The sequence below is a fragment of the Mesobacillus sp. AQ2 genome, assembly GCF_030122805.1.
Lineage (GTDB): Bacteria > Bacillota > Bacilli > Bacillales > Cytobacillaceae > Mesobacillus > Mesobacillus oceanisediminis_A.
This window is the reverse complement of sequence record NZ_CP126080.1, coordinates 40,001-55,457: the sequence shown is the minus strand read 5'-3', so window position 1 is coordinate 55,457 and position 15,457 is coordinate 40,001. Positions and strand designations below refer to the sequence as shown.

Annotated in this window: 16 protein-coding genes (1 of these 16 only partly in view); 1 reads left to right on the top strand and 15 read right to left on the bottom strand. The window is 44.1% G+C overall.

Features of this window, described 5'->3' with window-relative positions; all coding sequences use genetic code 11:
* Nucleotides 1-21: 21 nt before the first annotated feature.
* The 6 genes from yabG to metG all read right to left on the bottom strand — a co-directional run bounded on the left by yabG (nucleotide 22) and on the right by metG (nucleotide 7,311).
* Nucleotides 22-900, bottom strand: a complete 879-nt coding sequence (gene yabG, locus QNH36_RS00270) for a sporulation peptidase YabG (RefSeq protein ID WP_144481352.1) — start codon at nucleotides 898-900, stop codon at nucleotides 22-24.
* 303 nt (nucleotides 901-1,203) lie between these two features.
* Entirely contained in the window at nucleotides 1,204-2,082 is an 879-nt protein-coding gene (rsmA, locus tag QNH36_RS00265) for a 16S rRNA (adenine(1518)-N(6)/adenine(1519)-N(6))-dimethyltransferase RsmA (protein WP_251544907.1), read from the bottom strand.
* Entirely contained in the window at nucleotides 2,075-2,638 is a 564-nt protein-coding gene (gene rnmV / locus QNH36_RS00260; protein WP_283904444.1) for a ribonuclease M5, read from the bottom strand. Before rnmV ends, rsmA begins: the two co-directional genes overlap by 8 nt.
* 230 nt (nucleotides 2,639-2,868) lie before the next feature.
* Nucleotides 2,869-4,053: a resuscitation-promoting factor gene (locus tag QNH36_RS00255; RefSeq protein ID WP_251544918.1), complete on the bottom strand. Its 1,185-nt coding sequence runs from the start codon at nucleotides 4,051-4,053 to the stop codon at nucleotides 2,869-2,871.
* A gap of 238 nt (nucleotides 4,054-4,291) precedes the next feature.
* A complete protein-coding gene (locus tag QNH36_RS00250; protein WP_283904443.1) occupies nucleotides 4,292-5,059 on the bottom strand; it encodes a TatD family hydrolase in 768 nt (255 codons plus the stop codon).
* A 296-nt stretch (nucleotides 5,060-5,355) separates the two neighbouring features.
* Nucleotides 5,356-7,311, bottom strand: coding sequence for a methionine--tRNA ligase (metG, locus tag QNH36_RS00245; protein WP_144481335.1), 1,956 nt, complete (start codon nucleotides 7,309-7,311; stop codon nucleotides 5,356-5,358).
* 859 nt (nucleotides 7,312-8,170) lie between these two features.
* Between metG and QNH36_RS00240 the strand changes: the two genes are divergently transcribed.
* On the top strand, nucleotides 8,171-8,458 hold the full coding sequence (locus QNH36_RS00240; protein WP_079504177.1) for a transition state genes transcriptional regulator AbrB: 288 nt from the start codon (nucleotides 8,171-8,173) through the stop codon (nucleotides 8,456-8,458).
* A gap of 50 nt (nucleotides 8,459-8,508) precedes the next feature.
* Here the strand turns inward: QNH36_RS00240 and rsmI are convergent, their stop codons facing one another.
* The 9 genes from rsmI to QNH36_RS00195 all read right to left on the bottom strand — a co-directional run.
* Nucleotides 8,509-9,390 (bottom strand): 16S rRNA (cytidine(1402)-2'-O)-methyltransferase, encoded by an 882-nt coding sequence (gene rsmI, locus QNH36_RS00235; protein ID WP_283904442.1) that lies wholly within the window; start codon nucleotides 9,388-9,390, stop codon nucleotides 8,509-8,511.
* A gap of 217 nt (nucleotides 9,391-9,607) precedes the next feature.
* Entirely contained in the window at nucleotides 9,608-10,351 is a 744-nt protein-coding gene (locus tag QNH36_RS00230; RefSeq protein ID WP_283904441.1) for a tRNA1(Val) (adenine(37)-N6)-methyltransferase, read from the bottom strand.
* A gap of 62 nt (nucleotides 10,352-10,413) precedes the next feature.
* A complete protein-coding gene (yabA, locus tag QNH36_RS00225; RefSeq protein WP_144481332.1) occupies nucleotides 10,414-10,785 on the bottom strand; it encodes a DNA replication initiation control protein YabA in 372 nt (123 codons plus the stop codon).
* Between the two features lie 13 nt (nucleotides 10,786-10,798).
* Nucleotides 10,799-11,629 carry a PSP1 domain-containing protein gene (locus QNH36_RS00220; RefSeq protein WP_144481331.1) on the bottom strand — a complete coding sequence of 277 codons (831 nt, stop codon included), beginning with the start codon at nucleotides 11,627-11,629 and terminating at the stop codon, nucleotides 10,799-10,801.
* A complete protein-coding gene (holB, locus tag QNH36_RS00215; protein WP_283904440.1) occupies nucleotides 11,622-12,629 on the bottom strand; it encodes a DNA polymerase III subunit delta' in 1,008 nt (335 codons plus the stop codon). The genes QNH36_RS00220 and holB overlap by 8 nt, the downstream gene beginning before the upstream one ends.
* Nucleotides 12,630-12,642: 13 nt before the next feature.
* The gene (locus QNH36_RS00210; RefSeq protein WP_251544913.1) at nucleotides 12,643-13,083 is read right to left on the bottom strand and encodes a YaaR family protein; all 441 of its coding nucleotides are present in this window, start codon (nucleotides 13,081-13,083) and stop codon (nucleotides 12,643-12,645) included.
* A gap of 27 nt (nucleotides 13,084-13,110) precedes the next feature.
* Nucleotides 13,111-13,440, bottom strand: coding sequence for a cyclic di-AMP receptor DarA (locus QNH36_RS00205; protein ID WP_079504170.1), 330 nt, complete (start codon nucleotides 13,438-13,440; stop codon nucleotides 13,111-13,113).
* Nucleotides 13,441-13,769: 329 nt separating this feature from the next.
* Nucleotides 13,770-14,402: a dTMP kinase gene (tmk, locus tag QNH36_RS00200; protein ID WP_144481328.1), complete on the bottom strand. Its 633-nt coding sequence runs from the start codon at nucleotides 14,400-14,402 to the stop codon at nucleotides 13,770-13,772.
* Nucleotides 14,403-15,457: the 3' portion of an aminotransferase class I/II-fold pyridoxal phosphate-dependent enzyme gene (locus QNH36_RS00195; RefSeq protein WP_283904439.1), read on the bottom strand. It continues 367 nt past the right edge of the window; 1,055 of the gene's 1,422 nt are visible here — the last part of the coding sequence; its start codon lies beyond the right edge, outside the window; the stop codon is at nucleotides 14,403-14,405.

The window sequence follows — 15,457 nt, the reverse complement described above, 5'->3', positions numbered from 1 at the left end:
AAAACGCCGGACGTATATAAATCAGTCCGACGAATTCTTCTTATATGGCATTCCGGTCCTTAATACTCCCTTTGTTTCAATGCCGCCTAATCCTTTATCCCCCGTCAGGGTATTTCTCAGCACATCCCATACATTAATCCGTTCCATGAAAGGGGTAAAGCTGATTTTTGCGACGATATAGACTGGATCAAGCGCGTGGATATTGACTCTTGATGGCGAACTGGCAAAATTGGCTCCTGCATGGATCAGCGACTCGAAATGAGACTGGCATGCACCCGCAAAGATGACGAGCTGGTCAAGATGGGGAATTCTCTTTCGTGCCTCCCTCACCGTCTGGACAAAATGCTTGGAATGGCGGTAGGCATTGATATCATCCATAGAGCCTTTCGACTTTGAATAGGCATCATGTCCGGTGATGACCAGTATATCCGGCCGATAATAATCAATCAGCATCCCGACCTTATCGGGCATTTCTTTTTCATTGCAATGAAACCCATAAACCGGAACCCCAACCTTTTCGTATAAGGTCAGGCACTTTTTTAAATAAATTGGATCTCCATCAATATGGAGAACCTTTCCAGGCATCTGAAAATAGTTATATGATTTGCTGTAACCCTCGGTCGACTCATATTCCTGTTTTTGCTGCAATAAATCAACATCCTGCCGGAATAGCTTATATGATTGTTCTTCAAGTGACCGGAATTCCTCTGTCAGCCTCATGCGCATCCCCGGATCGATTTTGATCAGGTCTTCATAGGGCGCATCCGCAATCAATCGGAAATCCTCACCATATAATATCGCAATTTTTTTCCCATTATTCTCTCTGATATCGATTACCCGGAACATAATATCGCATTGATGCGAAACCCTGCCGACGATATCCATGAGGTTAATATTCATCATCCTCACTCCAATTGCCCCGCACACAGGCTGCGCTAAGTGGTTTTCTTTCATAAAATATGCAAACACCTATAGACATGTGCTTTTTAGGCTCCGGAGTATCATCCAGGAAGCATATTCCTGAGTTCTGCTGATATATTCCTTAGATTCTGGATATATTCCTGACTCGCAGCGTTTTATTCCTGAAAAAACAAAATATATTCCTTAACTTCTTATTTTATTCCGAAACAGCAAAAAAGGCCTGGAGTCTCCAGACCTTTGACAGCTGTATTACGTACTGCTTTTCGAACAAAATCCTAAGCTTTAATGAAAATATGGATACAGTGCATTACTCAATTGTGCGAATTCTTCAATCGTTAGAGTTTCCCCCCGGCGCGATTCTTCCACTCCTGCCTGCTGAAGCGCTGCTTGTATACTTTCTTTCTTCAGCTTTCCATCTGGGAGCTGGCTGGTCAGGTTATTCAGGATGGTCTTTCGTCTTTGGGCAAAACTTGACCTGGTGACATGGAAAAAGAAAGCTTCATCCGTCACTTTTACAGGCGGCTCATCATGCAATGTCAGCCGGATGACCGCAGAGTCGACATTTGGCTGCGGCATGAATACTGTTTTCGGAACAATCATCACGGTCTCTGCCTTCGTGTAATACTGGACAGCAATCGAAAGGGAACCGTATTCCTTTGTCCCCGGCTTGGCTGAAATCCTGTCTCCCACTTCTTTTTGAAGCATGCAGACGATTCCCCTGATCGGCAGTCTTTCCTCGAGCAGCTTCATAAGGATCGGTGTCGTCACATAATAAGGCAGGTTGGCAACGACCATCACATCTTTAAATTGGGCAAATTCTTGTTCCATGACTGCATGGACATCTGCTTTCAGGACATCACTATGGATGATTTTCACATTGGGATATGGCGAAAGGGTGTCCTCCAAAATCGGGAGGAGGCGCTGGTCAATCTCAAAAGCGACAACCTTTTCTGCTCTTTTCGCCAGCTGTTCGGTCAATGCGCCAATTCCAGGGCCAATTTCAATCGCGCCGCTTCCGTCCGTTAATTCTGCATGATCAACAATCCGGTTGAGGATATTGGTATCGATCAGAAAGTTCTGTCCCAGGCTCTTTTTAAAAGAAAAGCCGTACTTATCCAATATTTCTTTCGTTCTCACAGGGGTTGCAATATCTTTATGCATTTTGTTGTTCCTCCTTGAGGATCTCAGCCAGAGCATCTGCGAAATCCTGTCTTTTCACCTGAAACATCATCAGGCGCTTGTGGAGCTGCTTGCCGTTTGTATATCCGATCTTCAGTAGCCTTCCAAGCTTTTCCCGCCTCTCCTTGGAACCAGGGCCGCCAATCAGCCCGGCAACAAGCAAATCCTCCTGGGTGATTTCCTCGACTGCCTCTGCGTCCATGATCTGTGCATCCTTGAGTGCTTCACGGATCACTTCGGGAGCGGCATGCTCAACGCCCAGGCCTCTTCCAGACTTGGGCTTGGCCAATTCCTTTGGAATGAATGCATGCTTGCAGCCAGGAACCTGTTCTGAAATGGTCTTGCGAATTTTTTCACCAGGGAAATCCGGGTCGGTAAAAATAATGACTCCTCTTTTTTCATGGGCATTCCGGATCTTTTCAATTGTTTCTGCGTTTACGGCAGAACCATTCGTTTCAATAGTGTCCGCGTCGATGGCACGCCTGATCGCCGTTGTATCATCCTTGCCCTCGACTACAATGATTTCTTTTAATCTCATGTTTCCTCCGATACCTATATTGCTTACGCTGCTTCATTCAGCCAGCAGTAGACTTTTTAATTACACTTTTTTTAAAAAGAAAAAATTTCCTATGAAATAAATGAAACATTTTTGAAATATAATCGTCTATATAAGTGTAAAGTTTTTTAGGTGATATGCTTTTCTTATTATACCTTAAAGACTGTTTGAAAAAACAAAAATGCAGAGGAAGGTTCCCCTGCATCCGTTAATTAATTTAGGATTTTGATTTTGACTGTCTTACGTCCCCAGCGGTAGGCATCTGATTTTGATGCGAAGAAAACATCGATCTTGTTACCTCTAATCGCTGAACCCTTGTCGGCAGCGATGGCATAGCCATAGCCTTCAACATATACTTTGGTTCCTAATGGAATGACGCTTGGATCTACTGCAATGACTCTGACATTTGGATTCGCCCTCAGGTTAATCCCTGTAGCAGTGTAGCCGGAGCAACCGTTACAGTTAGCAGTATAAGCTGTGGAGGAAACATAGAATTCCTTCCCTGCCGGTTCACTTGAGCCACGTGAAACTTGAGCAACGATGACCTTCGTTCCCATTGCCACGACTTTATCCTTTTTCTCTTTTAATGTCTTTTCTCTGACCAGTTTTCTTGATACTTCCTTGCCGTTTTCAAGGACGACTTCATATTCCTTGGAAAGCAAACCTTCCTGGCCTTCTGTCACAACTTCTTGTTTCCCTTTTTCCAGTTTGCTGTCCTTTTGCGTGACGACAGCATAGCTAATTGGTTCTTCAACTACATCGGTGACTTTTTCAACTCGAGTGACATTAATCACGGCATCTTTTGTGACTGTCTGCTTTAACGCAGGCTCAACACGGTCCATATCGTTCAGTGTGATTCCTTGCTGTGATAAAAAGTCAGCGACCGTAGTCGAAGTCGACCATACATCTTGCTCTTTTCCGCCTACTACGAGTTTAAGCGGGAAAGCTCTTTGAATGGCAATCTTCACATCTTGCTTTAACTTAGCGTCTGGGTTTGGGCTTAACTTGTCGTGTTCATTTATAACGATATTCTGTTCTTTCAGGAAATCTTCGACCGTATCGGCTGCTGTCCAATACTTCTTGGTCTCCTGGTCCTGTATTACTTCTACCTGTTTGGCCGGTTTCCACACGATTGATAGGTTATTCTTCACCTTGGTGTGTGCCGCCAGCGATAAATAATCCTCTGAGCGCAATGAGATATCGAGATCATTAAATATATCCTGGATAGTATTTGCGTGTGTTTTAATGACTCTTTCTTCGCCATCCAATGTCAATGCGACTGTCTTTTTGGTCCCTTCATACATGAAGATCCCAAGAGCAGCGGCAAAAACTAGGAAACTAGCAGAAAAAAGCACCAGTTTCTTCTTACTCAAAGTCTTGGAAAACAGGTTTTTCATGCTATTAATCACGATGAAAAACGCCTCCTCTTCTCGGAGTGATTATAAAGATATTGTTGCCGACTTGTCAACCCAGACACCCTTGCCCAAACGTAGTCCCTATTATGCAAGATGCACCATAAAAAGAAAAGCAAGAGTTATCGACACGGTTATCCTATGTCGCAAGTGAGACATGTAGAACTTTTTAGAATCAGAAAAGTTTTGGACAACCTTGCTGATAAATCGACAACATTCCCTATCACTTTATGCCGAATAATTTTTTTGCATTTTTGGCTGTTTCGCCTGCAACTTCTTCGAGAGTTAGCCCTTTCAATTCCGCAATTTGCTGTGCTACCAATTTTACATAGGCTGGTTCATTTCGTTTTCCGCGATATGGATGCGGAGTCAGGTAAGGGCAATCTGTTTCGACCAAAAGACGGTCCATTGGAATCGCCTCTGCCACTTCCTTCGGTTTCTTTGCATTTTTAAACGTAACCGGTCCGCCAAGCGAAATATAGAAGTTCATATCAACGCATTCAAGTGCTGTTTCCACGCTGCCGCTGAAACAGTGCATGATCCCGCCAACTTCCCGGGCATTCTCTTCCTTTAAAATTTCCACTATGTCTGCTGTTGCGTCACGATTATGTATGATGATAGGAAGATTCACTTCTTTTGCAAGCCTGATTTGTTTGCGGAAGACCTCTTTCTGGATTTCCTTCGGTGACTTGTCCCAGTGATAATCAAGGCCCATTTCCCCGAGAGCGACGACTTTAGGGTGGCTCGCCAGGTCTTTCAGCCAAGCCAGATGCTCCTCCGTCATATCGATCGCATCGACCGGATGCCATCCTACACTTGCATAAAGAAATTCATAGCTTTCTGCGAGCTCAATCGCTTTTTTGATTGTCACTTCATCGAACCCGACAACCACCATGTTGGTAACTCCTTCAGCAAGGGCCCGGTCAATGACATCCTGGAGATCTTCGTTGTATTGTTCCGCGTTTAAGTGTACATGTGTATCAAAAAGCATATTTAACTCCTTTACTGGCATTGCCTGCAGCTTTATACTAATCCAGCTCCCTGTTAGGGAGAATAGACCCGCTGCCATGTTCTTATTATTGTGATAAAGTTGTGTCGATATCATAACTTTTTTCCAATGTCCAGGTCAAATTTCTGGATTCGGTTTCATAAAAACCCGACAAGTGTCGGGAATGCTTGCTAACTGACTCTCTTATCTATCATAAATCACGCTATTTAAAAAATTGCCTTTTTAACACAAAAAACCTGAAAATGTTACACATGAAACATTTTCAGGTTCGTATGGTTTTATTTTATTTTCGCCCCGATAGCCAGTGAATCATCAACTGATGCCAGTGACATGACGCCATCTTTTTCACCTGCAAGGATCATTCCCTCGGAAAGCTCCCCGCGAAGTTTAACAGGCTTAAGGTTGGTCACACAAATCACTTTTTTGCCCACAAGGTCTTCCGGTTTGAAGTACTTTGCAATACCCGAAACGACCTGGCGTTTTTCATAGCCAAGATCCAATTGAAGCTTCAGCAGCTTATCAGCTTTTTTGACAGGCTCTGCGTGAATGACTTGTGCTACACGCAGTTCAACTTTCATGAAGTCATCAATCGTGATTTCTTCCTGCAATTCCGGCTTCTCTTCTTCCACAGGTGCCGCGGCAGGAGCAGATCCCTGCATTTTTTCCTTGATGAACTCCACTTCGTCCTTCAGTTCAAGACGAGGGAAAATCGGTTCACCTTGGACCACCTTGGTTCCTGCTGGTATCTGTCCGAACTCTTCAAGGCTTTCCCATGTCTGTAGTCCCTCGGAAGCAACATTCAGCTGAGCGAAGATTTTATCCGGAGTCCTTGTCAGGAATGGCTTTAACAGGATCGCCACTCTTCTTAAAGATTCAGCCAGGTGGACCATGACATCAGCCAGAGCCGCTTTCTTTTCTTCATCCTTCGCCAGCACCCATGGCTGTGTCTCATCGATGAATTTATTGCAGCGGCTGATCAGCTGCCAAACAGTCGTAAGCGCAACGGAAAACTCCATTTTCTCCATTGCCTCTTCGTATTTCAAGACAGTCTCCTTGTTCACTTCAAGCAGCTGCTTTTCAAATTCTCCTTCAGAACCATTGTATGCAGGAATTTCACCGTCGAAATACTTATTGATCATGGCAACAGTCCTGTTCAGCAGGTTTCCAAGGTCATTGGCAAGATCGAAATTGATTCTTTCGACAAAGCCTTCAGGCGTAAATACGCCATCAGAACCGAATGGAACCTCACGAAGCAAGTAGTAACGAAGAGCATCCAGGCCGTAGCGGTCAATCAGCGTGACAGGGTCCACTACATTCCCTTTGGATTTCGACATTTTTCCGTCCTTCATCAAAAGCCAGCCGTGGGCAAAAACCTTTTTAGGAAGCGGAAGATCAAGAGCCATCAGCATAATTGGCCAATAAATGGTGTGGAAGCGGACAATTTCCTTTCCGACAAGGTGGACATCCGCCGGCCAGTAGTTCAAGTACTTGGAATCATCATCAGTACCATAGCCCAGAGCTGTAATATAGTTCGATAACGCATCGATCCACACATAAATGACGTGCTTCGGATCCCCGGGAACCTTGATACCCCAGTCAAAAGTTGTCCTGGACACAGCCAAGTCTTCAAGTCCTGGCTTGATGAAGTTATTGATCATTTCATTTTTCCGTGATTCCGGCTGGATGAAGTCAGGATTCTCTTCATAGTATTTCAGAAGCCTGTCAGCGTACTTGCTCATCTTAAAGAAATAAGATTCTTCCTTTACCTTTTCAACAGGTCGGCCGCAGTCCGGGCAATTCCCATCCACAAGCTGTCTGTCAGTATAGAAGGATTCACACGGTGTGCAATACCAGCCTTCATATTGGTCAAGATATATATCCCCCTGCTCCAGAAGCTGAGCGAAGATTTTCTCAACGATTTGTTTATGACGGTCTTGGGTCGTACGGATAAAGTCGTTATAAGAAATATCCAGTTTGCCCCAGAGTTCCTGGATCCCATCAACAATTCCATCTACATATTGCTGCGGGGTAACACCCTTTGCCTCTGCATTCCGCTGAATCTTCTGACCGTGCTCATCCGTGCCTGTCAAATACATGACATCATAGCCGCGCAGTCTTTTATAGCGGGCCATCGCATCGCCAGCTACCGTTGTATAAGCATGTCCGATATGAAGATTTCCGCTTGGATAATAAATCGGTGTCGTAAGATAAAAGGTTTTCAGTTTCTCTTCCATGAAGATCCTCCTTAACTAATACTGCTAGTTCATTCTAATAGTAGTTATTATACCAGTTAATGCGTTGGGATTCATAACACTTTAACAATGGCCTTTTTCGTAATTTACATTGTTTTTACATACAACAGCTTCTGGATTTATTATTACTCCCGCATTTCCAGTTTGGAAGCCTGTATGAAAATAGCACCTGAGGCTTTATAACTAAGGTTGATGCACAAAAGCAACAATCCATGCGGAAACGGCTTAAGTAAATTTGCCGCTTACAACCGAAGAATATGTAGTGGCTAAAAGGAGAGCAGGCACCAAAATTATAAATAAACTCGAAATTTGTAAAAAAAATTACTGCTACGGACATTCTCCTCATAATGTTAACGTATTTTGTCATTAGCAGAATGCAGTTTGCTCTGTTTCTATCATTAAATTAAAAATCCCGCCTTATGATTCTGGCAGGAGATGAACTACTGTGAATTTTTACTTAATAAAATCATAACCAATTTCATTAATAGAATATACCTGATTAGAAAATAATCTACGGTGCTTTTCAAATATGACAAACTTGTGACTTTTTTGTCGAATAGATTGTAGAATTTTGTCGAAACATGCGCTTAATGTTATCGTCGAATAATATTTTCTCCTTTTATCCATTAGTAAAAATCCCTTCCCAGGTGTCTCCCCTCTAATACTACTTATCAGTAAACCTTGGTATGATAAGGTTCAAGCCCTGTGTAAAATTTTTCTAATAAAAGAAAAATAATTTAATTGACGGTAATTGGAATCACTGGTATTATAAAACCAATAAGAGAAAAATGTCGAAAAATGACGAATAAATATATGGGAAAATGAGAGGAGATTATAAAAAATGAAATCTACTGGTATCGTACGTAAAGTTGATGAGCTTGGCCGCGTGGTTATTCCAATCGAATTAAGAAGGACTCTTGGCATCGCAGAAAAGGATGCTTTGGAAATCTATGTTGACGATGACCGCATCATCCTGAAGAAGTACAAGCCAAACATGACTTGCCACATCACTGGTGAAGTATCTGACAACAACATCACATTGGCTGGCGGCAAGCTAATCCTTAGCCGTGAAGGTGCTGAACAGCTTCTTAAAGAAATCCAGGGAAGCTTCGAACCTGTAAAAGCTTAATATAAAATATAATCAAGGCCGTGGATTGCATCCACGGCCTTTTTACGTTTTCATTCTTCTATATGGTAAGCCTGGTAAACTTCCCGTTTTTGCAGACCCCGGTCCTTTGCTGTTTGCTTGATGGCATCTTTGGAATTCATATTTTCCTTTGAGATATAATGCTCCACATGTTCAGTCAAGCTAAGTTTTTCCCACCAATGATTTTCTTCAAGTTCAAGGGTGTCTACAGACGCCCCCTCAATAATCAGTACGAATTCACCGCGCACTTCTTCCGTTTCAGTCCATGCAAGTGCTTCAGAAACAGTCCCTCTGAGGAACTCTTCATATTTCTTCGTTAATTCCCGGCAAAGAACAATTCGGCGGTCACCCAGACCATCCAGCATCAATGCCAGTGTCTCCTTCAATCTGTGTGGTGATTCATAAAGGATTATGGTGGCTGCCTGTTTTGCCAGCTGTTCGAGTTCCTTTCTTTTATCCTTTTTGCCTCTCTGGAGGAAACCGTAATAATAGAAAGGCTGCGGCTGGATCCCTGAAGCAATCAATGCGGTAAGGGCTGCGTTTGCTCCTGGCAGCGGGACGACCGTGAGCCCCTCGGCAATCGCCTCGGCCACAAGTTCCATACCAGGGTCTGATATAGTCGGCATTCCCGCATCGCTGACCAGCGCAATTTTTGCTCCGTCCTTCAGTTTCTCAACCAACTTATGCCCACTGCTTTCCTTATTATGTTCATGATAGCTGGTAACGGGCGTTTCAATCTCAAAGTAATTGCACAGCTTTTTTGTATTTCTTGTATCTTCCGCGGCAATCAAATCCGCTTCCTTCATCATCCTGATCGCCCTGAAGGTCATGTCCTCCAGGTTTCCGATTGGCGTAGGCACCAGATACAGGATTCCTTTTTCATTCTCGCGTTCAAAACTTTTTTGCTGCTGCATTTTTAAACCACCCGTTCCTCTTTTACTTAGGCTGTTTTCGTAATGAATGTTGTTAAAATCCTAAAGCCGATTTTAACGTATTATAAGGCGTTTTGCTGGTCGGTAAATAGTTTGCAAGCTCTTTTCCCGTCTAAATCGTCCATTTAGCTAAGTTACCTAGGTCCTTCAATGCAATTTTGCAGCAAATGGCAACAAAGTTCCAGAAAAGAGCCTTTACTTATTTGCTTCCATATAACATCTCTTTGATCACTGGGGTATATTCATTATTTTCATCATAGACCGTTAAAGGCTCAAGAATCTTAAGGTCAGGGCTGCCATCCTTTATGGCTTCTACCAGCAGCGTATTCGCTTCCTTCCCTGCCTTTGGATAGACAAACTGGATCCGCTTGGGCTCAAGCCGGTATTTCCGCATAAGCTCAATGATGTCAATCAGCCTTCCCGGACGGTGGACAAATGCAACCTTCCCACCCTGTTTGACCAGCTGGCTTGCCGACCGAATCGCATCCTCGAGCGTGCAAAGAATCTCATGGCGCGCAATCGCCAGGTGTTCATTCACATTGATCTCTTCCTTGGACGGGGTCGGAAAATATGGCGGATTGCAGGTTACAACATCGTACTTCTCAAAGCCAAGCTGTTTTGGAGCATCCTTTAAGTCCCCATGAACCATATGGAGACGGTCATTTAATTGATTGTATTCAATGCTGCGGATGGCCATATCGTACAATCGTTCCTGGATTTCGACTCCGGTGATTGTCCCTTTCGTCCTCGCACTTAAAAACAAGGGAATCACCCCATTGCCACTGCATAGGTCGACGATCTTCCCTTTTTGGATCGGCACCCATACAAATCTCGCAAGCAGGACAGCATCCAGGGAAAAAGAAAATACATTCGGGCTCTGGATAATCCGCAAATCCTCCCCAAGCAAATAATCCAGTCGTTCATCTTCTCGTAAGTTTACCATTTGTTGTGTTCCTCCAAAACGAACTTATAAAAATAGCCTTCCCTATAAAGGAAGGCTGCCAATTACTTTTTATTAAGAAAGGACAGGCAGAACAAGCAATCCTCTTTTCGCGGGCTGCCAAAATGCAGATTGCAGATGTGGAAGCCTTCCTGGTACAGGCGGGCAAGATTGTCATAGCCTTCACCGATGTCGACTACGTTTTTATCAGCCTGTGCCTGATTGCTGTTTTCCTTGCCGCTTTTCTTAATGGTTGGATCTTTTTTACCAATGGTTTGATCCAGACGGCGTCTTATATGCTCATTTTCCAGCTTTAGTGCATTATTCTCTTCCAGAATCTCTGCCAAATGCTGTTTTAACTCACCAAGCTGACGGTATAAATCACCGATCTGCGCTTCCATATTACTTACTGAGTCAAAGATATCTTTTTTATCCACCTGTTCCACCTCATTAATCTGTGGATGATTGCAACGATACAGCTCCTGCTTCCTGAATTTCCTCAAGTGTATATTCCAGAACGCGTTCCTGTCCTGGGATATCAACTTGCATGACTCGTTCCAGGATGTTCAATCCGACGACTTTCCCTCGTCCATCCGGCGTCAAGATTGTTTCACCAATGTCTGGCAGCTGCTCTTTCGCTGTTTCATATTCGTCGTTCTCATATTTCAAACAGCACATCAGCCTGCCGCAAAGACCGGAAATCTTTGTTGGATTGAGCGAGAGGTTTTGATCCTTGGCCATCTTGATTGAAACAGGTTCAAAGTCTCCCAGGTACGTAGAGCAGCAAAGCATCCTTCCGCATGGCCCTATACCGCCAAGCATTTTTGCTTCATCCCTGACACCAATCTGGCGAAGCTCGATCCTTGTCCGGAAGATGGATGCCAAATCCTTGACCAATTCCCGGAAATCAACTCGGCCGTCAGCCGTGAAGTAAAAAATGACTTTGTTGCGGTCAAATGTATATTCAACATCAACAAGCTTCATATCAAGCTGATGTTCGTTCACTTTTTCACTGCAAACATCGTATGCTTCCTTTGCAGCTGTTTTGTTCTCCTCGACAATGAGACGATCCTTCTGATCTGCAATTCTGACGACCTTTTTCAGAGGCAGGACCACATCATTTTCGCCGACTTGCTTTCGGGGAATGACCACTCTGCCGTACTCAACGCCCCTTACAGTTTCGACAATGACGAATTCGTCCTTTTGAATTGAGAGATCGCCGGGATCAAAATAATAAATCTTCCCCGCTTTCTTGAAGCGGACACCTACTACATCATACAAGTGTAGATCCCTCCTGCAATTTTAACACCAGCTCTTCCATGAGCAGCTGGGGATTCATATTGGCATGCAGCTTCCTTTTCGCCTCCAGAATGGCTGCCATTTGTTCGGTAAGACGCCGTCCGGATGTCTGTAGTGCAAACTGTTCTAAACGTGAGCTTTCGTTTAGATACACAACCTGGTCCTTCTTGCCAAGCTGAATGTATAGTAAATCCTTAAATATAAGAAGTAATAAATCCAAACCACGATCGATTTGTTCTTTCTCTTTAAAGTGCGTGAACCAGTTCTCCTGAAGCGCGACCATAGCTTCAAGCGAATTCTTCTTCAGCACTTCATATAATTTTAACACTATTTTTTGTGCTTGTGCAAACCAATCATTACTACTTATCTCTAAAGCTTCTTCCAAATTATTCGTCAGCTGTGCCAGCAGCGGGGCTGTATGCGGGTGGACCCCGTTTGCTATCAATTGTTCTGTCATATTTTTAGGAGATAATGGCGTAAAATTGATCATCTGGCATCTGGATAAGATGGTCGGAAGCATTTGCTGTGCCTGCTCGGTGATCAACACAGCAACAGTCCCTGCATGGGGTTCCTCGAGGAACTTCAGCAAACTGTTCGCCGCATTAGTCGTCATCCGGTCAGCATGGACAATCGTGTAAAGCTTGTTCTTCGACTCAACCCCTGTTTTCGAAAACTCCTCTTGCAGCAGCTGAATCTGCCCTTTCTTGATCGAAAGGCCATCAGGCTCTACAAGATGGATATCCGGATGGTTCCCATGGTTGATCCTTTTGCAGTTCAAACAGTTTTCGCAAGGTTTATAGCCATCCACCGGCGCCTGGCAATTGATGCTCTTGGCAAGGAGTATACTTATCTCCTTTTTGCCGGTGCCCCTCATTCCCTCAAATAAATAGGCATGGGCGACCCGATTTTTCAGGATGCTGTTTTTTATCATCTTCAAAACATTGGGCTGGAGTCTCTCCAGCTCGTCCCATGTCTTTGCCAAGGCGATCACTCACTTACGTATATAAATTGATTAACAGGCCTTTGACTTCCCCAATCTTGCCGAGGATATCAATCTGTTCATCCTTTTTCTTCATCAGCTCATCCGTCAACTCGACCAGCTTATCATCAATCGTTTCCACGACCTTCAAAGATCTGCCTTCGCCAAATTGGTTCCAGCTATGCGAGTGCTTGAGCTCCATTCCGAAATTGACTGCTTCTTTAACGAATTGCTTCACTAGCGTCTTGAACTTGGCAAGGTCCTTGAAAGTCCTGGACCGTGCCAGCCGCTCGCCGGCAGATTCCACTTCCTTCATTAATTGCTGGAGCTGTCCGATTTGCAATTTATGTTCCTGTTTCTCCACAAGTGCATTGAATTTGATGCCGCTGCCAGGCTGCTGTTTCTGGTCCTGGCGCACTTTATCTATGTTAAGGCGCATATCCTGATTAATTTTCATTTGGTGCTAACCTCCGGGCATTTCCCGTTAAAATTGATGAAACTGCTCGACAGGCAATACGAAAACAGTCGCACCGCCAACTTCGACCTCGACAGGGTATGGAACATATGAATCTGCATTCCCTCCCATAGGTGAGACAGGTGCCACAAGCTGGTCACGAGACTTACAGTTGTCCCTGATGACCTCCAATGCCTTATCCACTCTGATGTCTTCTGTTCCTATGATAAACGTGGTATTCCCTGATTTCAGGAATCCACCTGTACTGGCCATCTTTGTTGCACGGAAATTATGGTCGACCAGCGCATTTGAAAGGCGGTTGCTATCCTGGTCTTGAACCACTGCTAAAATTAATTTCATTCGTTTACCCCCTGAATTTTTTTATTGGCATGAAATTTTGCTTCCGTAACAGTTGTATCCTTATTATAACAGGATTCCTGGGACAACACATGATATAAACGTAAAATTCCATTCGCTTCCAGAAAAGAGGGTGCCTAAATTGCCCCCATTCCTTAAAGACAACTCTTTATTCGCAAATTTTAATACATAGTTCGCTAAAAAAACTTTTTATTCGCTAGTAAACAGTGTTCATTTGCAAAAAGCAGCCCTTTATTCGCAGACTGGAAATTTACTTCTATCTTTACCAGATAAAAAACAAGCCTGACAGAGGACAGGCTTGTTCATGGAATCTACATTTTCAATATTTCTTTAATTTTCTCTTCAGCTTGTACGTAAACCTCTTCCAATTCCTTTGAAGCATCAATCGTGACAATCCTCTCCGGGAATCGCTCGGCAATCATCGTATAGCCTTCCCTTACCTTTTGGTGGAACTCCAGCTTTTCCAAATCGAGACGATTCACTTCACGGCCCTTATTTTTATTGATCCTTTCAAGCCCCACTTCTGGTGCTACGTCAAAATACAGTGTCATTTTGGGCATCATGCTTTCAATCGCAAACTGGTTGATTGAATAGACCTCGTCAATACCCAAGCCTCGGGCATGGCCCTGATACGCCAGTGAACTATCGACAAATCGGTCACATAAAACAATTTTCCCTCTTTCCAGCGCTGGCTTGACCTTTTCGGCAAGATGCTGCCTTCTGGCTGCCGCATATAAAAGGGCTTCTGTACGCGGATCCATTGCGGTGTTTTTCGGATCGAGGATGACTTGCCTGATTTGTTCCGCAATCTCTATTCCACCAGGTTCACGTGTCGCGACAATCTCATATCCTTCCTTTTCAAGCTTCTCCGCCAGCATCTGAATGATGGTCGTTTTTCCCGAACCATCCGGCCCTTCGACTGTAATGAATATACCCTTGTCCATCTATATCCTCCAACTCTGAAACACTTTTATTTTACCAGCATGCAAATACTCTCCGCCCTGGATTTTCGCTTCTTTTCTTATTAAATATAAGATCATTTGAATGTCTTCTTCAGTGATGCATTCCCCTGGCAGGCAAATGGGAATCCCCGGCGGATACGGAATGATCTGTTCCGCACAAACCCTGCCAGCCGCCTCTTCCAGTGGTATAGGCTCACATAGCTGATTCTCCATCTCTTTATAGCTTGCTGCCAGTGTGGAAATTCCTTTATCCGTTAGTTTCGATTCCGGGTGACTGACTCTTCTTGGAATGTTGCTGACAACCTTTTTAATCTTATCAGCAGCTTCCTGCAGGTAATGTGCCATATTCTTTTTAAGTAAAGGCAGAACGAGCAGGACATTATGTGGGTCAGCCAATTCTGTAAAAATCCCTTTTGCTTCAAGTCTAGTTTGCAGCTCGAAGCCTGACCAGGATTGAATGGTTAACTTTAGCGGGTCATCCCCTGACAAAATCCGAATTGTTTCCAGGTGCTCGAGGCTTACCCGGAATTTTTGCAATTCTGCTTTCAAATAAGTCAGATCCGCCTGATTATAGGTACCCAGATAGCTCCGGGCCAAATCCAGCGATGCCATCAATGGATAGGAAGGACTGCTTGATTGCAGCGCCTGCAGGTAAAACTCCAGCTTGCTCATCGCTACCCGTTCTGTCTGAAAATGAAGGAACGCCCCCATGGTCATGGCCGGAAGTGTCTTATGTGCCGATTGCACAACAAGATCAGCACCAAGCTCAACCGCTGACTTCGGGAAATAGTCCCCTGCGATAAAATGCACGCCATGTGCCTCATCCACCAATACAGGAATCTGATAACGATGCGCCAAGTCAATGATGCTTTTAAGGTCATACGTTAATCCATAATAATTTGGGTATGTCAGAATGAGTGCCTTTGCCCCGGGATACTGCTGGATTGCCGATTCTACAGCCTCCAAACTCAGTCCTGCAGCGACAGCATAGTCCTCATGATACTCCGGACTGATGAAAACTGGCCTCGCTTTAGCGA